This window comes from Pseudomonas sp. ACN5 (assembly GCF_002303975.1).
In the GTDB taxonomy this organism is placed as follows: domain Bacteria; phylum Pseudomonadota; class Gammaproteobacteria; order Pseudomonadales; family Pseudomonadaceae; genus Aquipseudomonas; species Aquipseudomonas laurylsulfatiphila.
The window spans coordinates 31,423-57,516 of the sequence record NZ_MRCP01000021.1 but is presented as its reverse complement, the minus strand read 5'-3'; the positions used below and the strand labels follow the sequence as shown (position 1 = coordinate 57,516).

25 protein-coding genes and 1 pseudogene are annotated in these 26,094 nt (G+C 60.8%); 13 read left to right on the top strand and 13 right to left on the bottom strand.

Annotation, left to right across the window (positions count from 1 at the left end):
* Positions 1 to 61: 61 nt before the first annotated feature.
* Complete coding sequence (locus BSF40_RS28215) at positions 62 to 1,126, top strand: hypothetical protein (RefSeq protein WP_095967793.1); 1,065 nt, start codon at positions 62 to 64, stop codon at positions 1,124 to 1,126.
* A gap of 17 nt (positions 1,127 to 1,143) precedes the next feature.
* A complete protein-coding gene (locus tag BSF40_RS28210) occupies positions 1,144 to 1,497 on the top strand; it encodes a DUF1428 domain-containing protein (RefSeq protein ID WP_095967792.1) in 354 nt (117 codons plus the stop codon).
* Positions 1,498 to 1,511: 14 nt separating this feature from the next.
* Here the strand turns inward: BSF40_RS28210 and BSF40_RS28205 are convergent, their stop codons facing one another.
* Positions 1,512 to 1,706, bottom strand: coding sequence for a hypothetical protein (locus tag BSF40_RS28205; RefSeq protein WP_095967791.1), 195 nt, complete (start codon positions 1,704 to 1,706; stop codon positions 1,512 to 1,514).
* Positions 1,707 to 1,828: 122 nt separating this feature from the next.
* On the opposite strand from BSF40_RS28205, the gene thpR reads away from it, so the two are divergent.
* Complete coding sequence (gene thpR / locus BSF40_RS28200; RefSeq protein ID WP_095967790.1) at positions 1,829 to 2,371, top strand: RNA 2',3'-cyclic phosphodiesterase; 543 nt, start codon at positions 1,829 to 1,831, stop codon at positions 2,369 to 2,371.
* Between the two features lie 239 nt (positions 2,372 to 2,610).
* Here thpR and BSF40_RS28195 read toward each other — a convergent pair whose 3' ends face one another.
* From BSF40_RS28195 to BSF40_RS28175, 6 genes and pseudogenes are all read right to left on the bottom strand, one after another.
* Complete coding sequence (locus BSF40_RS28195; RefSeq protein WP_095967789.1) at positions 2,611 to 3,708, bottom strand: polyamine ABC transporter substrate-binding protein; 1,098 nt, start codon at positions 3,706 to 3,708, stop codon at positions 2,611 to 2,613.
* Between the two features lie 176 nt (positions 3,709 to 3,884).
* Entirely contained in the window at positions 3,885 to 4,769 is an 885-nt protein-coding gene (locus tag BSF40_RS28190) for an ABC transporter permease subunit (protein ID WP_095967788.1), read from the bottom strand.
* Complete coding sequence (locus tag BSF40_RS28185; RefSeq protein ID WP_095967787.1) at positions 4,766 to 5,680, bottom strand: ABC transporter permease subunit; 915 nt, start codon at positions 5,678 to 5,680, stop codon at positions 4,766 to 4,768. Before BSF40_RS28185 ends, BSF40_RS28190 begins: the two co-directional genes overlap by 4 nt.
* Positions 5,677 to 6,819, bottom strand: coding sequence for a polyamine ABC transporter ATP-binding protein (gene potA, locus BSF40_RS28180; RefSeq protein ID WP_095967786.1), 1,143 nt, complete (start codon positions 6,817 to 6,819; stop codon positions 5,677 to 5,679). Before potA ends, BSF40_RS28185 begins: the two co-directional genes overlap by 4 nt.
* Before the next feature lie 87 nt (positions 6,820 to 6,906).
* Positions 6,907 to 7,044 (bottom strand): annotated as a pseudogene (locus tag BSF40_RS33250) (metal ABC transporter ATP-binding protein); the annotation flags it as partial.
* Positions 7,045 to 7,191: 147 nt separating this feature from the next.
* Positions 7,192 to 7,953: a gamma-glutamyl-gamma-aminobutyrate hydrolase family protein gene (locus BSF40_RS28175; RefSeq protein ID WP_095967785.1), complete on the bottom strand. Its 762-nt coding sequence runs from the start codon at positions 7,951 to 7,953 to the stop codon at positions 7,192 to 7,194.
* 283 nt (positions 7,954 to 8,236) lie between these two features.
* On the opposite strand from BSF40_RS28175, the gene BSF40_RS28170 reads away from it, so the two are divergent.
* From BSF40_RS28170 to BSF40_RS28155, 4 genes are all read left to right on the top strand, one after another.
* Positions 8,237 to 9,613: a glutamine synthetase family protein gene (locus BSF40_RS28170; protein ID WP_007975260.1), complete on the top strand. Its 1,377-nt coding sequence runs from the start codon at positions 8,237 to 8,239 to the stop codon at positions 9,611 to 9,613.
* A 188-nt stretch (positions 9,614 to 9,801) separates the two neighbouring features.
* On the top strand, positions 9,802 to 11,292 hold the full coding sequence (locus tag BSF40_RS28165) for an aldehyde dehydrogenase (RefSeq protein ID WP_095967784.1): 1,491 nt from the start codon (positions 9,802 to 9,804) through the stop codon (positions 11,290 to 11,292).
* A 52-nt stretch (positions 11,293 to 11,344) separates the two neighbouring features.
* On the top strand, positions 11,345 to 12,643 hold the full coding sequence (locus BSF40_RS28160) for an FAD-binding oxidoreductase (RefSeq protein WP_095967783.1): 1,299 nt from the start codon (positions 11,345 to 11,347) through the stop codon (positions 12,641 to 12,643).
* Between the two features lie 403 nt (positions 12,644 to 13,046).
* Entirely contained in the window at positions 13,047 to 13,595 is a 549-nt protein-coding gene (locus BSF40_RS28155; RefSeq protein ID WP_007975263.1) for a cupin domain-containing protein, read from the top strand.
* Between the two features lie 128 nt (positions 13,596 to 13,723).
* Here BSF40_RS28155 and BSF40_RS28150 read toward each other — a convergent pair whose 3' ends face one another.
* On the bottom strand, positions 13,724 to 14,431 hold the full coding sequence (locus tag BSF40_RS28150) for a CatB-related O-acetyltransferase (protein WP_172435768.1): 708 nt from the start codon (positions 14,429 to 14,431) through the stop codon (positions 13,724 to 13,726).
* A gap of 209 nt (positions 14,432 to 14,640) precedes the next feature.
* Positions 14,641 to 14,934 (bottom strand): fructose-bisphosphate aldolase, encoded by a 294-nt coding sequence (locus tag BSF40_RS28145; RefSeq protein ID WP_095967782.1) that lies wholly within the window; start codon positions 14,932 to 14,934, stop codon positions 14,641 to 14,643.
* Between the two features lie 648 nt (positions 14,935 to 15,582).
* On the opposite strand from BSF40_RS28145, the gene BSF40_RS28140 reads away from it, so the two are divergent.
* Positions 15,583 to 16,386, top strand: coding sequence for a hypothetical protein (locus BSF40_RS28140; RefSeq protein WP_095967781.1), 804 nt, complete (start codon positions 15,583 to 15,585; stop codon positions 16,384 to 16,386).
* Between the two features lie 33 nt (positions 16,387 to 16,419).
* Here the strand turns inward: BSF40_RS28140 and BSF40_RS28135 are convergent, their stop codons facing one another.
* Both BSF40_RS28135 and BSF40_RS28130 read right to left on the bottom strand, forming a co-directional pair.
* Positions 16,420 to 17,157: a hypothetical protein gene (locus BSF40_RS28135; protein WP_095967780.1), complete on the bottom strand. Its 738-nt coding sequence runs from the start codon at positions 17,155 to 17,157 to the stop codon at positions 16,420 to 16,422.
* 189 nt (positions 17,158 to 17,346) lie between these two features.
* The gene (locus BSF40_RS28130) at positions 17,347 to 17,583 is read right to left on the bottom strand and encodes a hypothetical protein (RefSeq protein WP_095967779.1); all 237 of its coding nucleotides are present in this window, start codon (positions 17,581 to 17,583) and stop codon (positions 17,347 to 17,349) included.
* A 278-nt stretch (positions 17,584 to 17,861) separates the two neighbouring features.
* On the opposite strand from BSF40_RS28130, the gene BSF40_RS28125 reads away from it, so the two are divergent.
* The 3 genes from BSF40_RS28125 (at position 17,862) to BSF40_RS28115 (ending at position 21,129) form a co-directional block, all read left to right on the top strand.
* Positions 17,862 to 18,308, top strand: coding sequence for an anti-virulence regulator CigR family protein (locus BSF40_RS28125; protein WP_095967778.1), 447 nt, complete (start codon positions 17,862 to 17,864; stop codon positions 18,306 to 18,308).
* A gap of 98 nt (positions 18,309 to 18,406) precedes the next feature.
* Positions 18,407 to 18,925, top strand: coding sequence for a hypothetical protein (locus BSF40_RS28120; protein WP_095967777.1), 519 nt, complete (start codon positions 18,407 to 18,409; stop codon positions 18,923 to 18,925).
* 284 nt (positions 18,926 to 19,209) lie between these two features.
* Positions 19,210 to 21,129 carry a tyrosine-protein phosphatase gene (locus tag BSF40_RS28115; RefSeq protein WP_095967776.1) on the top strand — a complete coding sequence of 640 codons (1,920 nt, stop codon included), beginning with the start codon at positions 19,210 to 19,212 and terminating at the stop codon, positions 21,127 to 21,129.
* A 235-nt stretch (positions 21,130 to 21,364) separates the two neighbouring features.
* Here the strand turns inward: BSF40_RS28115 and BSF40_RS28110 are convergent, their stop codons facing one another.
* Together BSF40_RS28110 and BSF40_RS28105 are read right to left on the bottom strand one after the other, a co-directional pair.
* Positions 21,365 to 22,312 (bottom strand): AraC family transcriptional regulator, encoded by a 948-nt coding sequence (locus BSF40_RS28110; RefSeq protein WP_256589611.1) that lies wholly within the window; start codon positions 22,310 to 22,312, stop codon positions 21,365 to 21,367.
* A gap of 278 nt (positions 22,313 to 22,590) precedes the next feature.
* Entirely contained in the window at positions 22,591 to 23,043 is a 453-nt protein-coding gene (locus BSF40_RS28105; protein ID WP_095967774.1) for a hypothetical protein, read from the bottom strand.
* Between the two features lie 318 nt (positions 23,044 to 23,361).
* On the opposite strand from BSF40_RS28105, the gene BSF40_RS28100 reads away from it, so the two are divergent.
* Entirely contained in the window at positions 23,362 to 25,083 is a 1,722-nt protein-coding gene (locus tag BSF40_RS28100) for a SulP family inorganic anion transporter (protein WP_095967773.1), read from the top strand.
* A gap of 58 nt (positions 25,084 to 25,141) precedes the next feature.
* A complete protein-coding gene (ppk2, locus tag BSF40_RS28095) occupies positions 25,142 to 25,960 on the top strand; it encodes a polyphosphate kinase 2 (protein ID WP_095967772.1) in 819 nt (272 codons plus the stop codon).
* Positions 25,961 to 26,094 lie beyond the last annotated feature (134 nt).

Sequence of the window (26,094 nt, the reverse complement as noted above, 5' to 3'; positions counted from 1 at the left end):
TGAATCATGGTTTTCGAGTGCTGGACATCCCGCCCGGTGCACACTTCAGGAAGCCGCCATCTTGAACCTGCGTTCGCTGATCATTGCCGTGCTGGTGGTGTTGGCAGGGTGCGCCACGCCGCCGCGTGCGCCGGTGGAAGTGGCGCCGGTCATCGTTCCCGCCAGCACCTGGCAACAGGTGGACCGGGAGATCGTCGCCGCGTCGCAGTCGGCCACCGAGCAGACCCGAATCTACGCCCGTGGCGCCATGGAATACTGGCGTACGCGGGTCTATGAACTGACCGAAGAAAAATTCATTCCGTGGTTCAGCAGCTACTGGACCCAGGAATGGATGTCGATGAAGGTCAGCTGGTACACCATCAGCGCCAAGGGTGAGCAGGATGCCTCGGCCAAGCGCCTGGCGGCGTACCTGCTCGAGGCCTACCAGGAGAAGGTTCTGGCCCCGGTGTCGGCGGAAATCGATCCCGATGCGATTCTTGGCCTGGCAGCGGCATTCTACGTCGACATCCTCAAGGAAGAACTGCAGAAAATCTCCACCCGCCACGGCGTGCCGATGGCCCAGCTCAACGGGCGCATCCAGAAAATCCCGGCCATTGCCCTCGGGCCACCGCCGGCGCGGGACGCCTCGTTGTACCAGATCGTGCACACCGAATCGTTGAACTCATTGCCGGCTTACGCTGCGTTGCTCGACAAAATCCATAAGGCCGGCGGTGACAAGGGCGTGGGTTCGACCGACACCGCGATGGCGCCGGTGGCCAAGCGCGCCAGCCAGCGCATGGAAGCCGAGATGGCCCCGCGCGGGGCCGCCAGTGCCGTGGCCGCCGCTGCCGGGAGACTCGCCGGCGGCTTGATTACCGTCGGTGTGGCGGCCATTCGCGCGATGATTCAGGCCAATGACAGGCCCGACAGCGAAGCGCTGATCCGCAGCAGTCTGGGCAATACCTTCGACAAGGCCTGGATCAAGCTGGTGCAGAACCCGACCACCGGCGTCATGGCTGGCACGCTTTACATGGCGGGGCAGATCGAAGGGAGTCTGGGCGGCGGTGCACAACCGCCGGTCGGTTTGAGTGCCGGCACTGTCGATTGGACGCCGGCGCAAACGACTACCCGGCAGAACACCCCATGACCCAAGGAGAAACACTCATGTCTTATGTCGATGGTTTTATCGCAGCCGTACCCACCGCCAACCGTGGGCAATACCTCAAGCACGCCGAAATCGCCGCCTCGGTCTTCAAGGAAAACGGAGCCTTGAGTGTGGTCGAATGCTGGGGCGAGGACGTGCCGGAGGGCAAGGTCACCTCGTTCCCGATGTCGGTGAAGCTCAAGGAGGGCGAAACCGTTGCCTTCGGCTGGATCATCTGGCCGGACAAGGCCACCCGCAATGCCGGGATGGACAAGATGATGCAGGACCCGCGCATGAAGCCGGAGGTCAATCCGATGCCCTTCGATGGCCAGCGCATGGTGTACGGCGGGTTTGAAGTACTTCTCACGGCGTGATGCCGGACGCGGGATCACTCCGGCGTCGGGGTGATCCTGCAACTCTTGCGCTGGCGGATCTCGTCATCCGTCGGCCGTTCGCGGATGAACTCGAAGCGCGGCTCACCTTCGCTGTAATGCACCAGCCAGCCCCATTCCAGCTGGAGTTCATCCTGACCTGGCGCGGGCGGTCTGGCCCACCATGGCTCTTTGCTGATGATCTGTCGCATGGTCCCCTCTGCTTTTGTGGGATGCCAGAACTATAACGCGCCTGCCGGACGGTGCCAGAAATCCGCTGGCCGGCAGGCGGGTGTTGAGTACACTCAGACAGTCTTCCCACAAGGAGTGCGGCATGAACGACGAAATCCGCGAGCCGATCAAGCGTTTGTTCTTTGCGCTGGACTGCGCTCCGGCCCAGCGCCGGGAGATCGCCCAGTGGCGCAGTGCGCTGCAGCTGCGCAACGGACGACCGGTGCCGGCGGACAACTTTCACCTGACGCTGAAGTTTTTGGGCGCGGTGGGTGTGGCGCAGATCGCCGAGCTCTGCACCGCTGCGGCGTCCATCCGCACGCCGGGCGAGCGCTTGACGGTGGTGCTTGACCGGCTGGACGTATGGCGCCGGGCAGGGGCGTTGGTGCTCGCACCGCAGCAGGCGCCCCCGGCATTGCTGCGTCTGGTCTATGCCCTGGAACAGGCGATGTTGCCGTTCGGGCTGGAGCAAGCGCCAAGGGAATACCGTCCGCACCTGACCCTGGCGCGGGACTTTCGGGCGCCGGTGCCGGAGTCCGCGACACCCCCCGAATTCTTCCTGCGGGCCGATCGATTCACCCTGTTCGAATCCCACAAGGGCCGTTATCGGGCGCTGGCCGAATGGCCGTTGATTGATCCCCCATAAAAAAAGGCGCCCGAGGGCGCCAAATTCACCTGAACCGAGGGAGCCAGGTGAGGCCGTTCTACTTGCAGGAGAGGCAGCGGTGGTAAGGCGCTGCGTGAACGGAAATTGTTGAACACCCACCTGCCCAATGTGGGAGCGGGCTTGCTCGCGAAGGCGATGTGCCAGTCAACATTGATGTTGAATGTGATGGCCTCTTCGCGAGCAAGCCCGCTCCCACATTAGGTCGGTGATGTCCTGGATTACTGGCCGAGTTTCACCTTGGTCCAGCCTCGGGTCATGATCCGCTGGATGGCGATCGGCTGGTCCGGTACGGCATAGAGCGTGGCCATCACCGCTTCCGACGGGTAGGAACCTGGTTCGTTGCGGATCGCTTCATCGACCAGTGGCGTGGCTGCCGCGTTGGCGTTGCTGTAGCCGATGTTGTTGGTGATGTCGGCGATCACGTCGGGGCGCATCAGGAAGTTCATGAACAGGTACGCGTTCTCGACGTTGGCGGCATCGCGCGGGATCGCGAGCATGTCGTAGAAACTGGCGGCGCCTTCTTTCGGGATGCTGTAGTCGATCTTCACCTTGTCCCCGGCTTCCTGGGCGCGGGCCTTGGCCTGCAGCACGTCGCCGGAGTAACCGACGGCCACGCAGATGTTGCCGTTGGCCAGGTCCGAGATGTATTTCGACGAATGGAAGTACGCCACGTTCGGGCGAATCTTCATGAACAGCGCCTGGGCTTGGGCGATGTGCTGTTTGTCCTGATCGTTCACCGGGTAGCCCAGGTAGTGCAGGGCGGTCGGGATCATTTCGGTCGGCGAGTCGAGGAAGCTGATGCCGCAGGCCTTGAGCTTCTCGGCGTTTTCCGGTTTGAACAGCAGGTCCCAGGAGTTGGTCGGGGCGTTGGCGCCGAGCACTTCCTTGACCTTGGCCGGGTTGAAACCGATGCCGATCGAGCCCCACATGTACGGGATGGCGTGAGCGTTGTCGGGATCGCTCGCGGAGGCGTTTTTCAGCAGCACCGGATTGAGGTTGTTCCAGTTCGGCAGCTTCGACTTGTCCAGCGTCTGGTAGACGCCGGCCTTGATCTGCTTGGCCAGGAAACTGTTGGACGGCACGACGATGTCGTAGCCGGATTTGCCCGCCAGCAGGCGCGCCTCGAGGGTTTCGTTGCTGTCGAACACATCGTAGGTCACCTGGATGCCGGTCTCGTCTTCGAACTTCTTGACGGTGTCCGGGCCAATGTAATCCGACCAGTTGTAGACGCGCAGAACCTTGTCATTGGCCTGGGCGCCGGTGGCGATCGCGCCCAATAAGGACAGTGTCAGCAGAGTCCTGCCAAACATTTTCATCGGTACAACTCCATTTCTTTTTTATTCAAAAACACATAGCAAACATTTGTGGCGAGAGCGCTCCTTTGTAGGAGCGAGCTTGCTCGCGAAAAACATAAGGACGGCGCGTTATTTCAGACAGCCCACGTCATCGTTTACGTCCATCGCGAGCAAGCTCGCTCCTACAGGGGGCGGCATTAGGCGGTGGCCGCCGCCATCTGCTTTTTCGGTTGTTGCCAGGATTCGCTGGCGGTCTGGTCCATGGCTTCCTGGATCGCGCGTTTGCGGGAGGCTTCGGCACGGCGGCTGAAGTACCAGACCATGAAGGTCACGATCGACACGGCCAACAGGATCAGGCTGGCCACGGCGTTGATCTCGGGCTTGACCCCCAGACGTACCGCCGAGAACACTTCCATCGGCAGGGTCGTGGAACCCGGGCCGGAGACGAAGCTCGCCAGCACCAGGTCATCCAGCGACAGGGCGAACGACATCATGCCGCCGGCCGCCAGTGACGGCGCGATCATCGGAATGGTGATCAGGAAAAACACCTTGAACGGTTTCGCGCCCAGGTCCATGGCCGCTTCCTCGATGGACAGGTCCAGCTCGCGAAGGCGGGCGGAGACTACCACCGCAACATAAGCGGCACAAAACGTGGTGTGGGCGATCCAGATCGTCACGATGCCGCGTTCCATCGGCCAGCCGATCAACTGCGCCATGGCCACGAACAGCAGCAACAGCGACAGACCGGTGATCACCTCAGGCATCACCAGCGGCGCGGTGACCAGGCCACCGAACAGGGTGCGCCCCTTGAAGCGGGTGACGCGGGTCAGCACGAATGCTGCCAGGGTACCCAGCGCCACCGCCGCGATGGCGGTGTAGCAGGCGATCTCCAGCGAGCGCACTACCGAACCCATCAGTTGCGAGTTGTCGAGCAAACCGGCGTACCACTTGAACGACCAGCCACCCCACACCGTCACCAGCTTCGAGGCGTTGAACGAGTAGATCACCAGGATCAGCATCGGCAGGTAGATAAACGACAGGCCGAAAATCAGCATGAACTTTGAAAATCCGAAGCGTTTCATCCCCGTGCCTCCATCTCTTTGGCCTGGCTGCGGTTGAACAGCAGAATCGGCACAATCAGGATCAACAGCATCACCACCGCCAGGGCAGACGCCACCGGCCAGTCGCGGTTGTTGAAGAACTCTTGCCACAACACACGGCCGATCATCAGGGTTTCCGGACCGCCCAGCAGTTCCGGAATCACGAACTCACCGACCACCGGAATGAACACCAGCATGCAGCCGGCGATGATGCCGTTCTTGGCCAGCGGCACGGTGATTTTCCAGAAGCTGTTGAAGGTGCTCGAACCCAGGTCCGACGCGGCTTCCAGCAGGCTCTGGTCGTGCTTGACCAGGTTGGCGTACAGCGGCAGCACCATGAACGGCAGGTACGCATACACCACGCCGATGTAAACAGCCATGTTGGTGTTGAGGATCTCGATCGGCTGCGACGTCAGCCCGGTCCACATCAGGAACCCGTTGAGCAGGCCGTTGTTGCTCAGGATGCCCATCCACGCATACACGCGGATCAGGATCGCGGTCCAGGTCGGCATCATGATCAGCAGCATCAGCACGTTCTGCGCTTCCTTGCTGGCCTTGGTGATGGCGTAGGCCATTGGGAAGCCGATCACCAGGCACATCAGGGTGCTGAACAGCGCGACCTTCAACGAACCGAGATAAGCCGAGAGGTACAGCTCGTCCTGGCCGAGCAAGGTGTAGTTGCCGATGTTGAGCAACAGCTGGAATTTCTGCTCGGCGAAGGTGTAGATCTCCGAGTAGGGCGGAATGGCCAGGGCCGCTTCCGAGAAGCTGATCTTCATCACCAGGAAGAACGGCAACATGAAGAACAGGAAGAGCCAGATGAATGGAATCCCGATGACGAACTTGCGCCCGCTGGGGACCCACCTGAGGAATTGCTGATTGAAGGTTTTCATGCGCGCAGTACCACGCCGCTGTCGTCTTCCCACCACACGTAGACCTGATCGTCCCAGGTCGGACGTGCACCACGGCGTTCGGCGTTGGCCATGAACGACTGGACGATCTTGCCGCCAGGCAGCTCGACGTAGAACACCGAGTGCCCGCCCAGGTAGGCGATGTCATGCACCTTGCCGCTGGACCAGTTGTAGCGGTTGTCCGGCTTGACGGTGCTGACCAGCATTTTTTCCGGGCGGATCGCGTAGGTGATCGACTTGTCTTGCACTGAGGTGCTGACGCCGTGACCGACGTAGATCTTCTGTTCCAGGTCCGGGCTGTGGATGATCGCGTGACCTTCCAGGTCTTCCACCACGGTGCCTTCGAAAGCGTTCACGTTGCCGATGAATTCGCAGACCATGCGGCTGACCGGTGCTTCATAGATGTCGACCGGGCTGCCGATCTGGGCGATCCAACCCAGGTGCATGATCGCGATGCGCTGGGCCATGGTCATGGCCTCTTCCTGGTCGTGGGTCACCATCACGCAGGTCACGCCCACGCGCTCGATGATTTCCACCAGCTCCAGTTGCATTTGCGAGCGCAGCTTTTTATCCAGGGCGCCCATCGGTTCGTCGAGCAGCAGCAGTTTCGGACGCTTGGCCAGGGAACGGGCCAGGGCCACGCGCTGACGCTGGCCTCCGGACAGTTGGTGCGGCTTGCGCTTGGCGTACTGGGTCATGTGTACCAGACGCAGCATCTCCTGCACCCGGGCTTCGATCTCGGCCGCTGGCAAACGGTCCTGCTTGAGGCCGAAGGCGATGTTCTGCGCCACCGTCATGTGCGGGAACAGCGCGTAGGACTGGAACATCATGTTGATCGGTCGTTCGTACGGCGGCATGTCGGTGATGTCGACACCGTCGAGCAGAATCCGGCCTTCGGTCGGGCGCTCGAAACCGGCGAGCATGCGCAGCAGGGTCGATTTGCCGGAGCCGGAACCGCCGAGCAGGGCGAAGATTTCACCCTGGTGGATTTCCAGGGACACATCGTCCACTGCGGTGGTTTCGTCGAATTTCTTGGTGACGCGATCGACTTTCACCAACACCTTTTTCGGTGCCTGGTGACCTTCAATAGCCTTCCTGTAAATGCTGGAGGCGTTTGCCATGTGAAACTCCCAACAGGTTTCAGTCGCCCGGCCAACACGGCCCGGCTTAATAGTGGATTGCAAACCCGGATCAGACGATGTCCGTCAGTTCAACGCAGGCCCCTGTGGGAGCGGGCTTGCTCGCGAAAGCGGTGTGTCAGGCGACATCTGTGTTGACTGTGTCGCCGCCTTCGCGAGCAAGCCCGCTCCCACAGGGGGACTGCATCTGGCTGACCGGCATTGCATTCCGGCCGGGTTTATTCGGCGCCGCCATCCTGGCTGCCTGGGTCGTACTTGTTGTTATTGCAGTGTGTTGTTTTCGCGAACGGGGCACGCAAAGGCGCCTGCCCGCTCGCGTTGGGCAGTTAATCGTTGAATGTGGGTGTCGGGTCGTCAGCGCGAGTGACGCAGCGCCGCCCGTTGCCGGCAGGCTTCGCCGAACGCCTGGAAAATACTCAAGTAAGGCGGGTTGTTCAGAACCTGCCATTCCGGGTGCCATTGCACACCGAGGGCAAACGCTTTGCTCTGTTCGACCGAGATCGCTTCGATCAGGCCATCGGGTGCGACAGCTTCGGCGCGCAGGCCGGGCGCGAGGCGGTCGATGCCCTGGCTGTGAATCGAATTGACCTGGAACACCGGTGGCAGGTCCAGGGCTTCGAACACGCCGCCGGGCTGCACATTCACCGCATGGGCCGCAGCGTACTGCACGGCCAGGTCCGGGTGATTGGCCTCACGGTGATCGAGGAAGCCGGGAAGTTCATGGACTTTCTGATGCAGGCTGCCACCGAACGCCACGTTCATTTCCTGGAAGCCGCGGCAGATGCCGAGCACCGGAACGCCGGCAGCGATGGCTGCGCGGATCAGTGGCAGGGTGGTGCGGTCCCGTTGCGGATCGTGTTCCGTACCGGGGGCGCTGTCGGGGCCTTGATAGTGGAAGGGTTCCACGTTCGACGGCGAGCCGGTCAGCAACAGACCGTCGAGCTGCGGCAGCAGGTCATCGATTTCGGTCAGGTCGCCCAAGGAAGGAATAACGACAGGCAGCCCCAGCGCCGCAACGCTGACAGCACGCAAGTACTTGTCGCCGCTGATGTGGTAGGGGTGCAGGCCAATCTGTTTGACGCACGCAGTAACGCCGATCAATGGCTTGAATGCCATTTTTATCACCTCGAAGTTTCACACTTGAACGAGCTTTTCTGGAGCTTAGCCTTGTTGATTTTAATTAACAACTCTCATGTAAAAAATTCTAAACGCCGAACGTCCGATCTTCAGGATTTACGCGTGTTTGAGGGCGTATCTGGCACTCTCTTCCTTCTGAGAGGCCCGAAAATAAACGGTGAAAGGCCAGGTGTTCGCTATTGACTTCACTTTGCCTTTCGGATTGACTGGGCTCGTGAAAGGGCGGTGAACATAATAATTAACAGTAAAAAATAGGTGCATCATGTCGGTCCCTCTGCGTACCGTTCAACTCAACGAAGCAAACGCATTCCTTAAGAAATATCCTGAGGTTTTGTACGTCGACCTTCTGATTGCGGATATGAACGGTGTGGTGCGCGGCAAGCGCATCGAGCGCACCAGTCTTCATAAGGTTTACGAGAAAGGCATCAACCTGCCGGCGTCTCTGTTCGCTCTGGACATCAATGGCTCCACGGTGGAAAGCACCGGCCTGGGTCTGGACATCGGCGACTCCGACCGGATCTGCTACCCCATCCCGGGCACCCTGAGCATCGAACCCTGGCAGAAGCGCCCGACTGCGCAACTGCTGATGACCATGCACGAACTCGAAGGCGAGCCCTTCTTCGCCGACCCGCGTGAAGTGCTGGCCAATGTCGTGCGCAAGTTCGACGACATGGGCCTGACCATCTGCGCCGCGTTCGAACTGGAGTTCTACCTGATCGACCAGGACAACGTGAACGGTCGTCCGCAATCGCCGCGTTCGCCGGTATCGGGCAAGCGTCCGATGTCGACCCAGGTGTACCTGATCGACGACCTCGACGAATACGTCGATTGCCTGCAAGACATCCTCGAAGGCGCGAAAGAGCAGGGCATCCCGGCTGACGCGATCGTCAAGGAAAGTGCCCCGGCGCAATTCGAAGTCAACCTGCATCACGTGGCTGACCCGATCAAGGCCTGCGACTACGCGGTCCTGCTCAAGCGTCTGGTGAAGAACATCGCCTACGACCACGAGATGGACACCACCTTCATGGCCAAGCCGTATCCGGGCCAGGCGGGCAACGGTCTGCACGTGCACATTTCGATTCTCGACAAAGAAGGCAACAACATCTTTGCCAGCGAGGATCCCGAGCAGAACGCCGCGCTGCGTCACGCGATCGGCGGTGTGCTCGAGACCCTGCCGGCGCAGATGGCGTTCCTCTGCCCGAACGTCAACTCGTACCGTCGTTTCGGCGCACAGTTCTATGTGCCGAACTCGCCGAGCTGGGGCATCGACAACCGCACCGTGGCCGTGCGCGTACCGACCGGCTCGAAGGACGCCGTGCGCATCGAACACCGCGTGGCTGGCGCCGACGCCAACCCGTACCTGCTGATGGCTTCGGTATTGGCCGGCGTGCACCACGGCCTGACCAACCAGATCGAGCCGGGCGCCCCGGTGGAAGGCAACAGCTACGAGCAGAACGAGCAAAGCCTGCCGAACAACCTGCGCGACGCCCTGCGCGAGCTGGACGATAGCGAAGTCATGGCGCGCTACATCGACCCGATGTACATCGACGTGTTCGTGGCGTGCAAGGAAAGCGAGCTGGCCGAGTTCGAGAACTCCATCTCCGACCTTGAGTACAACTGGTACTTGCACACCGTTTGATTGGTCGGTTCAACACAATCAAATGTGGGAGCGGGCTTGCTCGCGAAAGCGGTGTGTCAGGTGACATCAATATTGGATGTGCCGGCGCCTTCGCGAGCAAGCCCGCTCCCACAGGGATTGCATTTCAGAACTTGAACTGACGGGCTTCAGTTCCGGCAACCATCTATTTCCTGCGTCGAGTCACAACCATGACAAACACTCGCAGCGATTGGGAGCAACGCTTCCAGTCCCTCTCCATTGAAGGTCGCGCATTCATTGACGGCCAATACTGCGCGGCCGCCAGTGGCGCCACGTTCGAATGCTTAAGCCCGGTGGACGGCCGTTTCCTGGCGAACGTCGCCAGCACCGACGAAGCCGACGCCAATGCGGCAGTCGCCGTGGCGCGCCGCACCTTCGAATCCGGTGTGTGGGCCAACCTGGCCCCGGCCGAGCGCAAGCGCATCCTGATCCGTTTCGCCGACCTGATCCTGGCGAACCAGGAAGAACTGGCCCTGCTCGAAACCCTCGACATGGGCAAGCCGATCAGCGATTCCATGAGCATCGACATTCCGGCGACCGCCAACGCGATCCGCTGGACCGCCGAAGCCATCGACAAGATCTACGACGAAGTCGCCGCCACGCCCCACGATCAGTTGGGCCTGGTGACGCGCGAAGCGTCCGGCGTGGTCGCAGCCATCGTGCCGTGGAACTTCCCGCTGATCATGGCCAGCTGGAAATTCGCCCCGGCCCTGGCGATGGGCAATTCCTTCATCCTCAAACCATCGGAAAAGTCGCCGCTGACCGCGATCCGCATCGCGCAGCTGGCACTCGATGCCGGCATCCCGAAAGGCGTGTTCAACGTCCTGCCGGGCTACGGCCACACCGTGGGCAAGGCGCTGGCCTTGCACATGGATGTCGATGTGCTGGCCTTCACCGGCTCCACGGCGATTGCCAAGCAGCTGATGATCTACGCCGGGCAAAGCAACATGAAACGCGTGTGGGCCGAAGCCGGGGGCAAGAGCGCGAACGTGGTGTTCGCCGATGCACCGGATCTGCGCGCGGCAGCACAGGCAGCGGCCAGCGCCATCGCCTTCAACCAGGGCGAAGTCTGCACCGCCGGTTCGCGCCTGCTGGTGGAGCGTTCGATTCGCGAGTCGTTCATTCCATTGTTGGTGGAAGCCTTGCAAGCCTGGAAGCCGGGCCACGCGCTCGATCCTGCAACCACCGTTGGCGCGGTCGTCGACGAGCGTCAACTGGACAACGTGCTGCGCTACATCGGCATCGGCAAGGAGCAGGGCGCCGAACTGATCGCCGGCGGCAGCCGCACCCTCGAAGACACCGGTGGCCAGTACGTGCAGCCGACGATTTTCGACGGCGTGACCAACGCCATGACCATCGCCCGGGAAGAAATCTTCGGCCCGGTGCTGTCGGTCATCACCTTCGACACTGCTGAAGAAGCCCTGGCGATTGCCAACGACAGCATCTTCGGCCTGGCCGCCGGCGTCTGGACCCGCAACCTGAGCAAAGCCCATACCTTCGCCCGTGGCTTGCGTGCCGGCAGCGTCTGGGTCAACCAGTACGACGGTGGCGACATGACCGCGCCGTTCGGCGGGTACAAGCAGTCGGGTAACGGGCGGGACAAATCGCTGCACGCGTTCGACAAGTACACCGAACTCAAAGCGACCTGGATCAAGCTCTAACAACAATAAAGCGGCGGTCGCCGGCAACCTGCGGCGGCCATCGGAGAAATTTATGAAACACAGCTCCAGCAATCAACAGCATGTAAACAGCTACTACGCCGCCACCCGCAACTTCACCGGCGATTTCCCGGTGCTGGAAGGGGCCGTGGACTGCGACGTCTGCGTGATCGGCGCCGGCTACACCGGCCTGTCCTCGGCCCTGTTCCTCGCCGAAGCGGGCTACAGCGTGACCGTGCTCGAAGCGGCCAAAGTCGGCTTCGGCGCCAGCGGTCGCAACGGCGGCCAACTGGTCAACTCCTACAGCCGCGACGTCGATGTCATCGAAGAGCGCTACGGCGACAAGACCGCCGAAGTGCTCGGCAGCATGATTTTCGAAGGCGCCGACATCATTCGTCAGCGCATACAGCACTACGACATCCAGTGCGATTACCGTCCCGGCGGCATCTTCGCGGCGATGAACAAGAAGCAACTCAAGGGCCTGGCCGAGCAGAAGAAAAGCTGGGAGCGCTACGGCAACAAGAACCTGACACTGCTCGGCGAAGCCGACATCAAGCGCGAAGTGGGTTCCGATGCCTACGTCGGCGGCCTGCTGGACATGCAGGGCGGCCACATTCACCCGCTGAACCTGGCCCTCGGCGAAGCCTCGGCGATCATCGGCCTGGGCGGCAAGATCTACGAGCAATCGGCGGCGGTGGAAATCACCTACGGCGAGCCGATCACCGTGCGCACGGCCAAAGGCGTGGTGAAGGCCAAGTACCTGCTGATCGCCGGTAACGCCTACCTGCCGCAAGGCCTGGACAACCGCGTGACCAGCAAGAGCATGCCGTGCGGTTCGCAAATCGTCGTCACCGAACCGTTGTCGGAAAAGCAGGCCCGCAGCCTGATCAAGAACAACTACTGCGTCGAAGACTGCAACTACCTGCTCGACTACTACCGCCTGACCGCGGACAACCGCCTGCTCTACGGCGGTGGCGTGGTCTACGGTGCGCGCGAACCGAATGACATCGAGCAACTGATCCGTCCGAAAATCCTCAAGACCTTCCCGCAATTGAAGGGCGTGAAGATCGACTACCGCTGGACCGGCAACTTCCTGCTGACCATGTCGCGCATGCCGCAATTCGGCCGTATCGAGAAAAACGCCTACTACATGCAGGGCTACAGCGGCCACGGCGTCACCTGCTCGCACCTGGCCGGCAAATTGATCTCGGAAATGATCCGTGGCGACGCCGAGCGTTTCGACGCGTTTGCCTCCTTGCCGCACATGCCGATGATCGGCGGGCGCACCTTCTCGGCGCCGCTGACCGCCCTGGGCGCCGTGTACTACTCACTGCGCGACCGTTTCGGCATCTAAGCCTTACCTCGCCGGCGGCATCTCCCCAAAGGGTGCCGCCGGTTTTTTAATCCCGGAAAGACCGCGGTCCCCTGTGGGAGCGGGCTTGCTCGCGAAGAGGCCATATCAGCCAAAACAGATGTCGCCTGACACACCGCTTTCGCGAGCAAGCCCGCTCCCACAGGTTGTTTTATTCCACCGTTTATCGAACCTGCTGAGCATTACCAACAAACGTGATTTAATAGCCGCCTTTCACGTTTCCGGGACCGGAAAACGGCGTGATCCGCGCCTGCACTCCACCCCTCCATTATCCCTGTAGGAGCGAGCTTGCTCGCGAAAACGCCAGTTCAATCAACATCAATGTTGAGGCTAATATCGCAATCGCGAACACACTCGCTCCTACGGGTTGGCACATAAGGCTGTCATGGACACGGGCTCACGACTCAAATTAGTACGCGAAAGCTACAAACTGTCCCAGCGCGAGCTGGCCCGGCGTAGCGGCGTCACCAATGCAACCATCTCCCTGATCGAACAGAATCGGGTCAGTCCTTCCGTCAGCTCCCTGAAGAAACTGCTGGAGGGCATCCCCATGTCCCTGGCCGACTTCTTCACCTTCGATCAGCCACCGCGCGAACACCAGTACGTCTTCCGCGCCAACGAACAGCCCGACCTCGGCCGCCACGGCCTGCGCCTGCTGCTGATCGGCGCGTCCGTACCGAGCCGGCAGATGCGCCTGCTGCGCGAGCAATACGCACCGGGCGCAAGCTCCGGCGAAGAGCCGATCGTGCATTCCGAAGGCGAGGAGTGCGGGCTGGTGACCCGTGGCACGGTTGAGTTGACCGTGGATGGCCAGGTGAGTGTGCTGAATGCCGGGGATGGCTATTACTTCCCGACGACCTTGCCGCACAGGTTTCGCAACATCGGGGCGGATGAAGCGGAGATTATCAGCGCGAACACGCCGGCGAACTTCTGATAACCGCTTTTCGGGCAGGGTTCATCAGGAACCGGCCTTTAAAACCCGCATTTGATGCGGGTTTTTTTATCATTCGAATCGAGTTATAGCCAGGCATCTTGAAGTGCAGCGCTGGTCATTTGCGCTGCTCAAGACGAAACACTGCACCCTTTGCGGGTGATCTCGATCTGTTGGTAGTCGGCGCGTGTTTCTTTCTGCAGGGTGGCCAACAGAGCCAAAGTGGCTTGCGGATCATTGAGCGGTAATGTCTTGAGTACCTCGACATCAACCTCCCACCACTTGCTGTTGATCAGTGCCTCAATCAACTCGGGTGTGTGCCGATACTTGACGACTTTTGCCGGGGTGCCGGCAACAATGGCGTACGGTGGCACGTCATGGGCAACCAGGGCGCGGGTTGCGATGACTGCGCCGGTGCCTATGCTCACACCTTCCAGGATCATTGCGCTATGGCCGATCCAGACGTCATGCCCAATCGTGATGTCCGCAACCTCCGGGTCATAAATCAGCGCAGTGTCGGTATATTGAAAGGGATGTGAACTGAGCCAGTCCAACGGATGCGAGCTTTTTTGTTGGCCGATAAAACAGCTGCTACCAATGGAGCAAAACCTGCCAATGGAGGAGACCGCCGAAAGGACGCAGTCACTGCGGATATAGGTATGGGCACCGATTTCGAGCTTTTTTGACTCTATGACCACATGCCCAAGCGTTACGCCTTCCTCAATGGTCAGTGTCGATCTTTTGTGCAGTGACAATACACCGCCCGCCACTTTGCATTTGTGTTGGCGAATCCATCTTTTCCAGTAACCATTTCGCAAATAACTGATTATTTTTTTCATGAAAAGCGTCTTGGATATCCGTTATGGGGCTTGGCCTGGCCCCATGAGCCAACAATCGAGTCTAAATGAATCGGCCGGGGAGATGGATTGTTTAGGCGTTTTTCAATAATCGTTTTTTTGCATCTCAGTCTGCTGATGGCCGCTGTAGCCAACAGAACGGTGGCCATTGAAAACCCGCAGAAATGCGGGTTTTTTGTGCTTGAAAAATGTCACTGCTTCTTCGGCACCTCAAACCCCCTCTGCTCAATCACCCCAAACACATCCCGTACATCCTGCAGCAGAATCCGCGAAATATTGCTGACGGTGTTGATGTCGTTTTCGGCGTAGTCGGGGAGGCTGGTGCAGGCCATGAGGTTGAGGTATTGCAGGACGGCGTTGAGGCGTTCGGCGGCGCAGTTGTGGAGTTCGCGTAGCGGGGCGTCGTTGTCGATGAGGAGGACGGGGTAGCTGGTGGCGATTTGTTTCATGGGGGTGAAGCGGCGTTGCGGATTGTTAGCGGTCATAAGTAAAACTTCCTCGCATCTGTAAGAAGAGCTACTCCCGGTCGCTGCGAATCGAATGGGGTGGTAGCTATGTGCGGGTTCGCAGACCGAGGATACGAGGAACCCGGCAGATCCGAAGATCTCCCACACACAGCCACCATAAAACGACATACGGGCGCAGATGCGACCGTCAGTGGTTTGGTGGGTTGCAAGGTTACTACACGTATCTACAGGGCTGCGAAACCCAATCGCCAACTCAAGTCAGCGACGGGCGCACATTAGGTGTCGATTTCCAGCGCTGCAACCGGCCTGTAGGACGCCCAATACCCCCTGTGGCGAGGGAGCTTGCTCCCGTCCGGCGGCTCTGCCGCCGTAAAACCGGGCACTGCGAAGTGTCTGAGGAAATGAGTTGCAAGGTATGAGGGCCGCTTCGCAGCCCGGCGGAAGCAAGCGCCCTCGCCAAAAAGGGGCAAGTCCTACAAGTTTTTCGGACGTCAAGATTGAACGTTCGTCGGATGGCGGGTTGCTACCATCGCAATTGCCTGCCGATATCAACACGGCTGCTAAGCTTGGTCGTTGCAGTGCCCGAGCGCCAATCCTGCTCACGCTGCGAGGGTAATCACGGAGTGCGACATCCATTCCTGTCGGCAACCTGCACGGAGGCAGGCGATGGTGATCATGAGCATGGCCGATTCGACGGCGGCGGGGGTTCCCGAGCCGCTCGATCGGGAAGAAATCGAGCGGGTGCTGGCGCTGTTGCTGGTCAGCCCGCTGTTTGCCAAATCCAGGCGCATGGGCAGTCTGTTGCGCTTTCTGGTCGAGCACGACCTTCAGGCTTGTAATACGCCGCTGACCGAACACGCCATCGGCATCGCGGTGTTTCGTCGTGACCCGGCAGTGTATTGCACCGGCGACGATCCGGTGGTGCGGGTGCAGGTGGGGCGCTTGCGGCGCAAGCTCGCAGCGCATTACGCCGGCAACGGCCAGCAGGACCCGGTGCGCTTCAGCATTCCACCCGGGTGTTATCGCTTGACCTATCAGCGGCTGCGGCCCAAGGGCGTCGGCACGCGCCATCCTGTGGTCCAGATCCAGCCGTTTACCTGCCTCACCCGCGATGGCAATGACTTTGCGCGGGGCTTGTGCGAGGAGTTGAGTTGCCGACTGTTCGAGTCGTTCGAGCAGGCGCAGACCGGGACCAATCATGTGTTGATGCGGGTGGCACGCAACAGTGAGCTGGTAGCGGACTTCAAGCGTGGCGGGCGTTACAGCTATTGCCTGGAGGGCAGCGTGCGGGTCGAGCCTTCGCGGGTGCGCGCGTCATTGCGCCTGGTGGATGTGGCGCAGGGGCGGATTCGCTGGTCGGCGCAGTTCGATCGTGACCGACCCTATGGCATCGCCACCCAGGAGGACCTCGCGCAGTCGATCTGTCGCTCGCTGACGGGCTACTTCGCCACGACGGGTAAAGAGAAGTGAAAGGGCAACCGTAAGGTTGCCCCGGTATGACGGTTACACGGTTTTCCACTGACCGCCTTCGTAAAGGCGACCTGCGGTGTTATCGAACGTCAGGTCGATTTCGATCGCCTTGGAGCGTGAGGTACTGAACATGGTGCTGGTCTGTACGTTCTGTTCGAACCACACGAGGATGGTTTCCACCGGCGTCAGCACGGTTTCACCGGTGACCACCTGATCCACCGCAACGTAAATGGGCGTGCTGACCTGAGTGCCATCAATGCCGGTAGAGAGCTGGTTGATACCCGGATGGATGGGGGCGTAGTCGTTTACAAAGGTCATGGAAATGTTCGGTCCCCCGGTAACCGCCGAACTCAGCAGACCGTGTTCATCGAGTGTCGATGTTTGCCCCAGGCCGATATTGACGATGTTGGTCGAGACTTTGACCTGCACATTGGCCTTGAACAGGTTGGACGCAAACAGCTGATATTGAGGCGTCCAGCTGAACTCGTTGTTGCTCAGGTAAGCGTCATAGGACTGCCAGACCACGTTGTAGTCGGCGTCACCCACCTTCTTGGCAAAGCACAGCTTGTAGCCGGACTTCTTCAGCTGCGTCAGGTCGCCGGCGGCGATTTCGATGGTGACGGTTTTTTGCGAAGCCGCCAGGGCCGACCTCAGGACCCGGCCGTAATCCGACGCCTTCAGTTGCGTTGCACCCATGATCGACTTGACGGCTTCTTGCACATCATTGTGAAGCTGCTGGCTCTGTTGGCTGACAGCGATTGACTTGCTCATGGTTTCCCTCTTCCTTGGTGGTGTGTTGGGCAAACAATGGCTGCTGACGCTTGGCGCTGCAGTCCATTGACGGTGTCACTCTAGGGTCGAGGGGCAGGGCGGCTAAGTGTCTTGGTGTTACAAGCGGGTATCGGGGTTGTATCAGGGGCCGGGTCAGCGGGGCAGCCGGTCAGCCGCCCCGCTTTGACCTCAGGCGGCCCGGGCATCGGCCCAGACGAAGTTCCAGCTGGTGCGTTTACCTTTGGCGATCTCGATCAGCTTGTTCTCGTACACCGTGTGATTGACCACGCCGGTGTAGGTCAGGGTGCGGGCGGCATTGGTCCCGGTGACCTCGCCCGGCGCGCCGCCCGACTCGACCATGGCTTTTTTCATGTCGGCATCCGACGGGGCGCTGCTCTGGTTTTTTTCCACTTTGACGAAACTCATGATTCACCTCTTCCGTGATGGGGGGATCGGTGCTGGCGCGGGCCGACAAGTCGACGAGCCTGTTTCACACCGACGGCCATACTTTATTGGCCCGTTCGGTGGCGCAGAAGTGACAACTGCGGCGCTGAGGTAACAATCGGGAAGCAGCGCCACGCATTGATGTATCTGCGACGTATCAAGCGGGATGAGCGGATCGTTGCGTTCGATGACTCGATGGAACCAACATCGAAAATGGCGTCTAAATTTCAGGGAACATTCCCGCTACGAAGGAACGACTCATGAACAAGTCTCGATCGTTGATTGCAGCAATCACCTGCCTGGCTCTGGTCAGCGGCTCAGTGACTGCGCTGGCTGATCCAGGAAACGGCCAGGGCAACAACAAGGCCAGCCATGGCAATCAGGGCAACCAGGGCAACAAGAACAAGAATTCTGGCGGCGGGGACTGGAGTCATGGTCCCAGCATCAATCGCAGCAGCGTGCTCGAAATCATTGGCGCAAGCACAGGCTACTGGAGCCCCGGGCCTGCCTTGCCACCGGGTATTCAAAAGAACCTTGCCCGAGGCAAGCCGCTTCCACCGGGCATTGCCAAAAAGCTGGATGGTCGACTGGTCGGCAGGTTGCCTCACTATGACGGTTACGAGTGGCAGCAAGTCGGCACGGATCTGATCCTGGTCGCGTTGGCCACCGGGCTTGTTTATGAAATTCTCAATGGTGTGTTCGATTGATGTGTGAGTGGACTTCCAGCCGCCTGTCGTCGGGCTGGAACTGTTTGAGGGATATCGCGTCATACGTCACGCGATATCAACCACCTACGGAAGCAATCATGCTTTTCAAAAACAAGAGTCTCGTTGCTGTAATGTCATGCGCCATGATGCTTGCAGCCGCCCCTTTGCTGCCTGATGGCCTGTCGATCATGGGTTCCGCCTACGCGAAGGACGGCGGTGGCGGCGGCGGTGGAAACGGTGGTGGCGGCGGTGGAAACGGGGGTGGTAATGGCGGCGGAAACGGTGGAGGCCACGGCGGCGGAAACGGCGCAGGCCACGGCGGCGGCATGGGTGGCGGACACGCCGGCACAGGCCACTCCGGCAGTAACGGCCGCGGCAACGGGCTGGACAGCGACCATGCCGGCAAATCCGTGCGCGACCATGGCCTGAGCGGGAACCACTACGGTAGTGAGCGCAACGATGACAACGGTCATGGCACCACGACCTCAGGCATCGCCAACTCCAAGGACACTCGCGGCCTCTCCAAGGCCAGGGCTATTTCGGCCTCGACGCCGGGTGAACACAACACCAAAGGCTTGAGTAAAGCCGGGCTGTCGACCTCGAAAAAAACCCATTGAGTTCACAGCAGTAGCGAGCAGTTTCAGAAAAGCCGAAAACCCGCTGAAAAGCGGGTTTTTTGCGTCTGGCATTTGATCGCCGGACATTGCGCAGCACGTTTCCCATCCGGCCTGTCATGGGTTTTCGGCACTGAAGCTGGCCGCACACCGGGCCATGCACGGACAGAAAACGAGCCACCCGGACACATCGCGCAGTGATTTGCGTTTGCAGGCGATTTGTCATGTTCAGCGTCAATGCAATGTAGATATTGGTCAGCCCAACGTGACTCCAATGAGGCTGCACTGTGTTCCAACGACTTGTGTGTTCGCTGTCTGTTTTGAGCCTGTCCATCGCTGCCGCCCAGGCGGCCGAGACGGTCCCCCTCAACACGCCACGCCTGAAAAGCATCGACAACTTCCGCGATGTCGCCGGTCTCACCACGGCATACACCACAACCAACGACGGCACGATGCGTGGCGGGGTGTTTTACCGCTCCAACGCGTTGACGCCTTCGGCGGCGGATCTGGCGACCCTCAACGGCCTGGGCATCAAGGCGGTCTACGACCTGCGCACGCCCACCGAGATCGCCGCCACGCCCGACACAATGCTCACGGGCGCGACCTACACCAACATCGACATCATCGGCGGCTCCACGTCTGGCGCGAACGTCACCAACGTCGCGTTCCACAGCGCCGCCGAAGCCACCGCGATGATGCAAGACACCAACCGTGATTTCGTCAGGAACGCGGGGATGCGCAGCGAGTTCAACCAGCTGTTCAATGAACTGGCCGCAGTCGACGGTGCCGCGCTGTTCCATTGCACCGCCGGCAAGGACCGCACGGGCTGGACTGCCGCTGTGCTGCAAAGCATCGCCGGGGTCGACGATGCCACCATCATGAGCAACTACCTGGCGACCAACGACTACACCGCCGAGCGCATCAGGGCGACCCTGGCGGCGTTACCACCAAGCCTGGCGACCATCTATGGGCCGCTGATCGGTGTGGAGGCCAACTACCTGCAAGCCGGCCTGGACCAGGTGACCGCGCAGTACGGCACCATGGACAACTACCTCAAGCAAGGCCTCGGCCTGTCCCAGGAAACCCTCTACGTGCTGCGCGGCAAGATGGTGTTCTACAACAGCCTGCCGGGCGCGGCGGACCTGGCCGGCAACGCTGCGGCCGGCGCGCAGTTGTTGCAACAACTGCAGAACAGCAACCTGTCGGGCACCTACAGCGCCTACAACTACTACCTGCAATCGGCCATCGATGCGCACAGCCTCGGGGGCGTCGAGTCCACCGTTGGCGGCCAGGTGCATGCCGACGCTGCCAGCTACCTGCTGCGCCAGGGCGCGATGATCGATCAGGCCGCTGCGCCCTTCACCCGCGGCACCGACCTCAAGACCGGGCAATATCGCCTGTGGAGCACCGCCCTGGCGGGGTATCTGGGTACCGACGGCTCCTCTCAGGCCTCCAGCAGCAACGAGCATAGCCAGGGCATGATGATTGGCCTGACCCATCGCTTTTCCGAACAGCTCAGCGCCCATGCCGGCTTCGGCTACAGCCGCGGCAGTGTCGGTGGCGCCGGTGGCGAGGCCGATACCGACCTGACCTTCTTCAGCGTCGGTGCCCGCTTTGCACCGAACGGTCTGGAGCGCGGCCTGTTTGTGGATGCCGATGCCAGCGCCGGTTATCTCGATTACGAGAGCAAGCGAGAGCTCGGCGGCGGCCTGGGCACGGCCAAGGGCGACAGCCATGGCAACCTCACCGGCGCGACCCTGGCCGTGGGCTACCGGGTTCCGGTGAACGGCGTGACCCTCGAGCCAAGCCTCGGTGTGCGGATCAGTCACGTCAATCTGTCAGGCTTCCAGGAAAAAGGCAGTGAGCTGGCGCTGGACGTCGATGGCATCCACGAGACCCGCAAGAGCGCGGTGGCCAACCTCAACGCATCCTTTGCACCGGTCAACCTGGGCGCCTGGCAACTGGTGCCGGGGGTGCAAGTGGGCTACGAGCATGTGCTGGGCGACCCTGAAGTCGACAGCGAAGGGCACCTGCTGGGTCTGGACATCGAACAACAGGCCGCCTTCGACAACCGTGACCAGTTCACCGGTGGCGTCAACGTCATGGCCAACCTTGGACCGTGGAGCGTGGGGGCAGAAATCGGCGCCAGCGGTGGCGGCGACAGCCACGGCTTCAATGGCGGGCTGAAGGCCAGCTATCTGTTCTGACGATCAGTCAAGGCAAGCTGTGGGAGATGGCTTGCGATAGTGATCTGACAGGCACATTGATATTGAGTCTTGCGGCCCCTTCGCGGGCAAGCCCGCTCCCACAGGTTGTGTGTCGTGCCCGGATCATGTGGCAAGCACAAAACTTTGTGGGAGCGGGCTTGCCCGCGAAGAGGCCATGTCAGTCGACAGGGATGTTGAATGTCACTCCGCCTTCGCGAGCGCTCCCGCTAATCCCTCAATGGGTCGCCATCGGCCGAGTTCGCACACCCTTCCTCACATCTGCAGGACTGATGCCGTAGGCACTCTGGAAATACTGGCAAAACCGCCCGACGTTGCTGAAGCCGTATTGCAGAGCTACGTCTGTTACCGACGGCGCCGCCCCCTGGGACAGCGCGGCAAAGGCGCGCTCCAGGCGTACCTGGCGCTGATAGGCAACGATCGAAGTACCCATGGAACGCTGAAAACCTTCCTGCAAGGCGCGCAGGCTGACATGGGTCAATTGCGCCAACTCCGTGCCGCTGGCCAGGTGGTCGGGGTGCGCCTGGATGTACTCGACGGCCAGCTTCACATGCCGCGGCGCTATCAGTGGAGAAGGGCGCCGGAGGGCGTCGGTGAAGTTGTGCGGCCAGGTTTCCAGCACCGCATCGACCAGCATTTCGCGAAGGCGCGAAGGCATCAGTGAACCGCTGTTGATCAGCAGGTCGAACTCGCTGCCCGTGGCCAGTTCGATCAATGCCCTGATGCCCTGCAAGGCCGATGCCTTCAGATCCACCACCGGTTCGAAATGCACCTTTTGCAGGATGGGTTTGCACAGCAGTGTCGACAGGCGCTCGGTGATCAGCCGGCGGCTGATCGAAATCCCGTGCTGTGCGTGGTTATCGACAAAGCGCGCCGAGCGGACCTCGGCCTTGTCGATCGCCAGGCCGATCTGCGCGAAACCTACCGACTGGGTGACGTGGTTGAAGATGATCTTTCCGGCGGTAGGAATGACGAAGGTGATTTCATCCAGAGGCGCGGGAAAGTCCACCGTGAAGTCGCCGCGATAGTGCATGCGCCGAAAACTGACACCTTCGTGCCGGCCGTAGACCCCGCCGATGATGATGTTTTTCGGCGGTGGCGGGGAGTCGGCATACAGGTTGCCGAACAGGTTCGAGAACAACGCGCCAAAGTCGTCGCAGCTCATGTCGTTGGACCTGATGATGATTTGCTTGCGCGTTGTGCTTGCGTACACCTGAAGTGTCACCTTGAGCGGAGGGGCAAAGCCCTGGTACCGGGAACTGGCGATCGGAGATCGAGCGGATGCGGTTCGGGAAAACGTCGGACGTTATCAGTGAGTAATGACAGGTTTGTTACTGGTTGTTGCTGCTAGCCCCGTTTCCGTTCGCCCGACGCCACCGCCCGCACCGGACAACCGGTGGCACGAGCGGTACCGGGGCGTGGGCTGGTCGGCACTGGCCAGGGCTATTTCACCGGCTCTGTCGCCTTGATATCCCCGCAAAAGATATCGACGTTGCCATCGGTCGCAGCCGTTCGCACGACCACCGAATACTTGCCGTCAAGCAAGGTTTGCAACGGCACGGGCGCGGTCCTGGTAAAGGACCAGCCGCGTATGGGTTGGCGTTCGGTGTTGACGGTGTCGTTCATCGCGTAGGCGACTGATCCGGGTTGCTCGCAGGTGCCGTTATTGATGAACGAGTAAAGACGCAGGGGCAGGGTGACCCCGGTTGGAGCACCGCTGATGAAGAAACTGAGCCCGGTTTTCTTGTCCCAGTCGGTCAAGGTGACGGTACCGATCTGACCGGCGTTTTGCCGGGTGGCGACCAGGTTGACGTTCACGCCGTGGTGCGAGGAAGTGGCGCAGCCGAAAAGGCTTGCCGCGACCATGAATGCTGCCAGAGAGGTCTTGAGCTTCATTGCCAAACTCCTGAGTTGAAGAACTGCAATGGGGGGAATTAGCGGGTATAGCTCATTTATCGCCGTCATGACGTCGTCCATATAAGGCTTTCCATTTTTGAGCGCAGAGGGTAGGGCGTCTGTCTCCTTCTCCAGCCATGTGGCGGCGTGGCCGTGCAAACCGGCTACATTTGTAGTCGAGCCTGCGTGGATTGCCTGCGGGAACGCGCACTTCGATGCCGATGAAGGTCTGCAGTGGTTACGCGTGCAGTTAAAGGATTGTGCGGTCAGTTGAGCCCACTCATCATCCGCATGGACGATTTGCGACTGGAGTGACTGATGAATCAACTAGGCAGCGATCCGCAAGCGCGGAACCCTGGCACTTCACAGCGGGGTACCTTGCGCAGCCTGTTGATCCCGGAGTGGCTCGACAGTTATCGGCCGGACTGGCTACGGGGCGATGTAGTCGCCGGGCTGACGGCAGCGGCCGTGGTCATTCCCAAGGCGCTGGCGTACGCCACGATTGCCGGCCTGCCGGTGCAGGTCGGGCTGTACACGGTGCTGGTGCCGATGGTGATCTATGCCGTGCTCGGCACGTCGCGTCCGCTCAGTGTCAGCACCACGACCACCCTGGCCATTCTCGCTGGCTCCGCACTGGGCCAGATCAGCCCCGATGGCGATGCGGCGACCCTGCTCGCCGGCTCCGCCACGCTGGCCCTGATGGTGGGGGCGATCCTGATCGTCGCGGGGTTGCTGCGCCTGGGGTTCGTCGCCAATTTCATTTCCGAACCGGTGCTGGTGGGTTTCAAGGCCGGCATCGGCGTGGTCATCGTGCTCGACCAGCTACCCAAGCTGCTGGGCACCCACATCGACAAAGGTGGCTTCCTGCACAACCTGGTGGCCACGGTTCAGAGCATCCCTCATGCCTCGCTGCCGACCGCGGCGGTCGGGGTGTTCATGATACTGCTGCTGGTCGGCATGAAGCGCTTTACACCGCGACTGCCCGCTCCCTTGATTGCGGTGGCGCTGGGCATCCTCGGCATGAGCCTGCTTGGCCTGGAGAGTTTTGGTGTGTCCGCCGTCGGCGTGGTGCCGATCGGGTTGCCGGCGCCGACCTTGCCGGTAGCGTCGCTGGTCGAAACCCTGTGGCCTTCGGCGATGGGTATCGCGCTGATGAGTTTCACCGAAACCATCGCCGCGGGACGCGCGTTCGCCCGCAGTGACGAGCCTGCACCACAACCGAACCGGGAGCTGCTGGCCACTGGCGTTGCCAACATAGGCGGTGCGTTTCTCGGGGCCATGGTCGCGGGTGGCGGGACCACTCAAACGGCGGTCAACCGCCTGGCCGGTGCCCGCTCGCAACTGGCCGCACTGATTACCGCAGCACTGGCATTGGGCACTTGCCTGCTGCTGGCACCGCTCATTGGGCTGATGCCCAATGCCACGCTCGCCGCCGTGGTGATCGTGTATTCGGTGGGCTTGATCGAGCCGGCGGAGTTTCGCGAAATCCTGTCGGTTCGCCGTACCGAGTTCGCCTGGGCCGTGGTGGCCATGATTGGCGTGATGCTGCTGGGCACGCTGCAAGGGATCGTCGTGGCGATCATCGTCTCGTTGCTGGCCCTGGCCTATCAGCTCTCGGACCCGCCCGTGCATGTTCTGGCACGCAAGCCCGGCACCAACGTCTATCGCCCGCAGGCCACCGGCAACGCAGATGACGAACAGTTTGACGGGCTGCTGTTGCTCAGGCCCGAGGGGCGGGTGTTCTTCGCCAATGCCGAGCGCATCGCCGAGAAAATCCGGCCGCTGATCGATGCGGCGACACCCAGGGTCGTGGTCCTGGACCTGCGCAGCGTGTTCGACCTGGAATATACGGCCCTGAAAATGCTCACCAGCGCCGAGCTGCGCATGAGCGAGAAAGGCATTTCACTGTGGCTGGTAGGTATGAGCCCCAGTGTATGGGACATGGTCATCAAGGCACCCCTGGGCCATACGTTGGGCGAGGCCCGCATGTTCCTGAACCTGGAACTGGCGGTTGAACATTACCAGCGCAATCGGCGTTGAATGAGTGCGGCCGGGTGCATCCCGGACGCTGTGTGACGCATTGAAGGAGATTACGGGCATGGCAAAGAAGAAGGCGGCAACGAAGAGCAAGCCGATTGAAAGCGGCAAGCTCAAGAACAAGGTGTATCTCGAGGAGCTGGCGCGGCTGCATGTCGAGATGGTCAAGCTGCAGGAGTGGGTACAGCACTCGGGCGCCAAGGTCTGCATCGTCTTCGAGGGCCGTGATGGCGCCGGCAAGGGCGGGACCATCAAGGCATTGACCGAACGTGTCAGCCCGCGGGTGTTCCGGGTGATCGCGTTGCCGGCACCGACCGATCGGGAAAAAAGCCAGATGTATGTGCAACGCTATCTGCCGCACATGCCGGCGGCCGGTGAAGTGGTGATCTTCGATCGCAGTTGGTACAACCGCGCCGGTGTCGAGCGGGTCATGGGGTTTTGCACCGAAGAGCAGGTGCGCTCATTTCTCACCGTGGCGCCGCGCGTCGAGCATGCACTGGTCGAGTCGGGCATCATCCTGATCAAATACTGGCTTGAAGTGAGCCCGGAGGAGCAGACCCGACGCCTCAAGGCGCGCATCACCGACGGGCGCAAGATCTGGAAGCTGTCACCGATGGACCTCAAGTCCTATAACCGCTGGTACGACTACTCCCGTGCCCGGGACGACATGTTCGAGGCCACCGACACCGAGTTCGCCCCGTGGCGGGTCGCCAACTCCAATGACAAGCGGCGGGCGCGACTGAACATCATCAGTGATGTGCTCAGCAGCATTCCTTATGAGGAAGTACCGCGGGCGAAAGTGAAACTGCCCAAGCGCCAAAGTCCCGGTAACTATCGGGATCCGAACTATCCGTTCAAGTACATCGCGGAAAAATTCTAGAATCCCGCAGCACTGTGCTGCCCGTGCCCGGTCTTCATGAACCGGGCACGGCAGTCGTGAAATCGCCTCCCCGCTTTTCCGGAATTAACCGATCATCCTCTGTCTCAACGGCCATGCCGAGCCGCAACCAAAAA

What these genes read in the sequence shown, in the direction of transcription:
- BSF40_RS28155 (WP_007975263.1), top strand. Translation starts at nt 13,047, where the DNA reads ATGGACACGGGCTCACGACTCAAATTAGTACGCGAAAGCTACAAACTG.
- BSF40_RS28135 (WP_095967780.1), bottom strand. Translation starts at nt 17,157, where the DNA reads ATGAGCAAGTCAATCGCTGTCAGCCAACAGAGCCAGCAGCTTCACAAT.
- BSF40_RS28150 (WP_172435768.1), bottom strand. Translation starts at nt 14,431, where the DNA reads ATGAAAAAAATAATCAGTTATTTGCGAAATGGTTACTGGAAAAGATGG.
- thpR (WP_095967790.1), top strand. Translation starts at nt 1,829, where the DNA reads ATGAACGACGAAATCCGCGAGCCGATCAAGCGTTTGTTCTTTGCGCTG.
- BSF40_RS28130 (WP_095967779.1), bottom strand. Translation starts at nt 17,583, where the DNA reads ATGAGTTTCGTCAAAGTGGAAAAAAACCAGAGCAGCGCCCCGTCGGAT.
- BSF40_RS28110 (WP_256589611.1), bottom strand. Translation starts at nt 22,312, where the DNA reads ATGAGCTGCGACGACTTTGGCGCGTTGTTCTCGAACCTGTTCGGCAAC.
- potA (WP_095967786.1), bottom strand. Translation starts at nt 6,819, where the DNA reads ATGGCAAACGCCTCCAGCATTTACAGGAAGGCTATTGAAGGTCACCAG.
- BSF40_RS28160 (WP_095967783.1), top strand. Translation starts at nt 11,345, where the DNA reads ATGAAACACAGCTCCAGCAATCAACAGCATGTAAACAGCTACTACGCC.
- BSF40_RS28140 (WP_095967781.1), top strand. Translation starts at nt 15,583, where the DNA reads ATGGTGATCATGAGCATGGCCGATTCGACGGCGGCGGGGGTTCCCGAG.
- BSF40_RS28145 (WP_095967782.1), bottom strand. Translation starts at nt 14,934, where the DNA reads ATGACCGCTAACAATCCGCAACGCCGCTTCACCCCCATGAAACAAATC.
- BSF40_RS28125 (WP_095967778.1), top strand. Translation starts at nt 17,862, where the DNA reads ATGAACAAGTCTCGATCGTTGATTGCAGCAATCACCTGCCTGGCTCTG.
- BSF40_RS28165 (WP_095967784.1), top strand. Translation starts at nt 9,802, where the DNA reads ATGACAAACACTCGCAGCGATTGGGAGCAACGCTTCCAGTCCCTCTCC.
- BSF40_RS28100 (WP_095967773.1), top strand. Translation starts at nt 23,362, where the DNA reads ATGAATCAACTAGGCAGCGATCCGCAAGCGCGGAACCCTGGCACTTCA.
- BSF40_RS28190 (WP_095967788.1), bottom strand. Translation starts at nt 4,769, where the DNA reads ATGAAACGCTTCGGATTTTCAAAGTTCATGCTGATTTTCGGCCTGTCG.
- BSF40_RS28105 (WP_095967774.1), bottom strand. Translation starts at nt 23,043, where the DNA reads ATGAAGCTCAAGACCTCTCTGGCAGCATTCATGGTCGCGGCAAGCCTT.
- BSF40_RS28120 (WP_095967777.1), top strand. Translation starts at nt 18,407, where the DNA reads ATGCTTTTCAAAAACAAGAGTCTCGTTGCTGTAATGTCATGCGCCATG.
- ppk2 (WP_095967772.1), top strand. Translation starts at nt 25,142, where the DNA reads ATGGCAAAGAAGAAGGCGGCAACGAAGAGCAAGCCGATTGAAAGCGGC.
- BSF40_RS28175 (WP_095967785.1), bottom strand. Translation starts at nt 7,953, where the DNA reads ATGGCATTCAAGCCATTGATCGGCGTTACTGCGTGCGTCAAACAGATT.
- BSF40_RS28185 (WP_095967787.1), bottom strand. Translation starts at nt 5,680, where the DNA reads ATGAAAACCTTCAATCAGCAATTCCTCAGGTGGGTCCCCAGCGGGCGC.
- BSF40_RS28195 (WP_095967789.1), bottom strand. Translation starts at nt 3,708, where the DNA reads ATGAAAATGTTTGGCAGGACTCTGCTGACACTGTCCTTATTGGGCGCG.
- BSF40_RS28205 (WP_095967791.1), bottom strand. Translation starts at nt 1,706, where the DNA reads ATGCGACAGATCATCAGCAAAGAGCCATGGTGGGCCAGACCGCCCGCG.
- BSF40_RS28170 (WP_007975260.1), top strand. Translation starts at nt 8,237, where the DNA reads ATGTCGGTCCCTCTGCGTACCGTTCAACTCAACGAAGCAAACGCATTC.
- BSF40_RS28210 (WP_095967792.1), top strand. Translation starts at nt 1,144, where the DNA reads ATGTCTTATGTCGATGGTTTTATCGCAGCCGTACCCACCGCCAACCGT.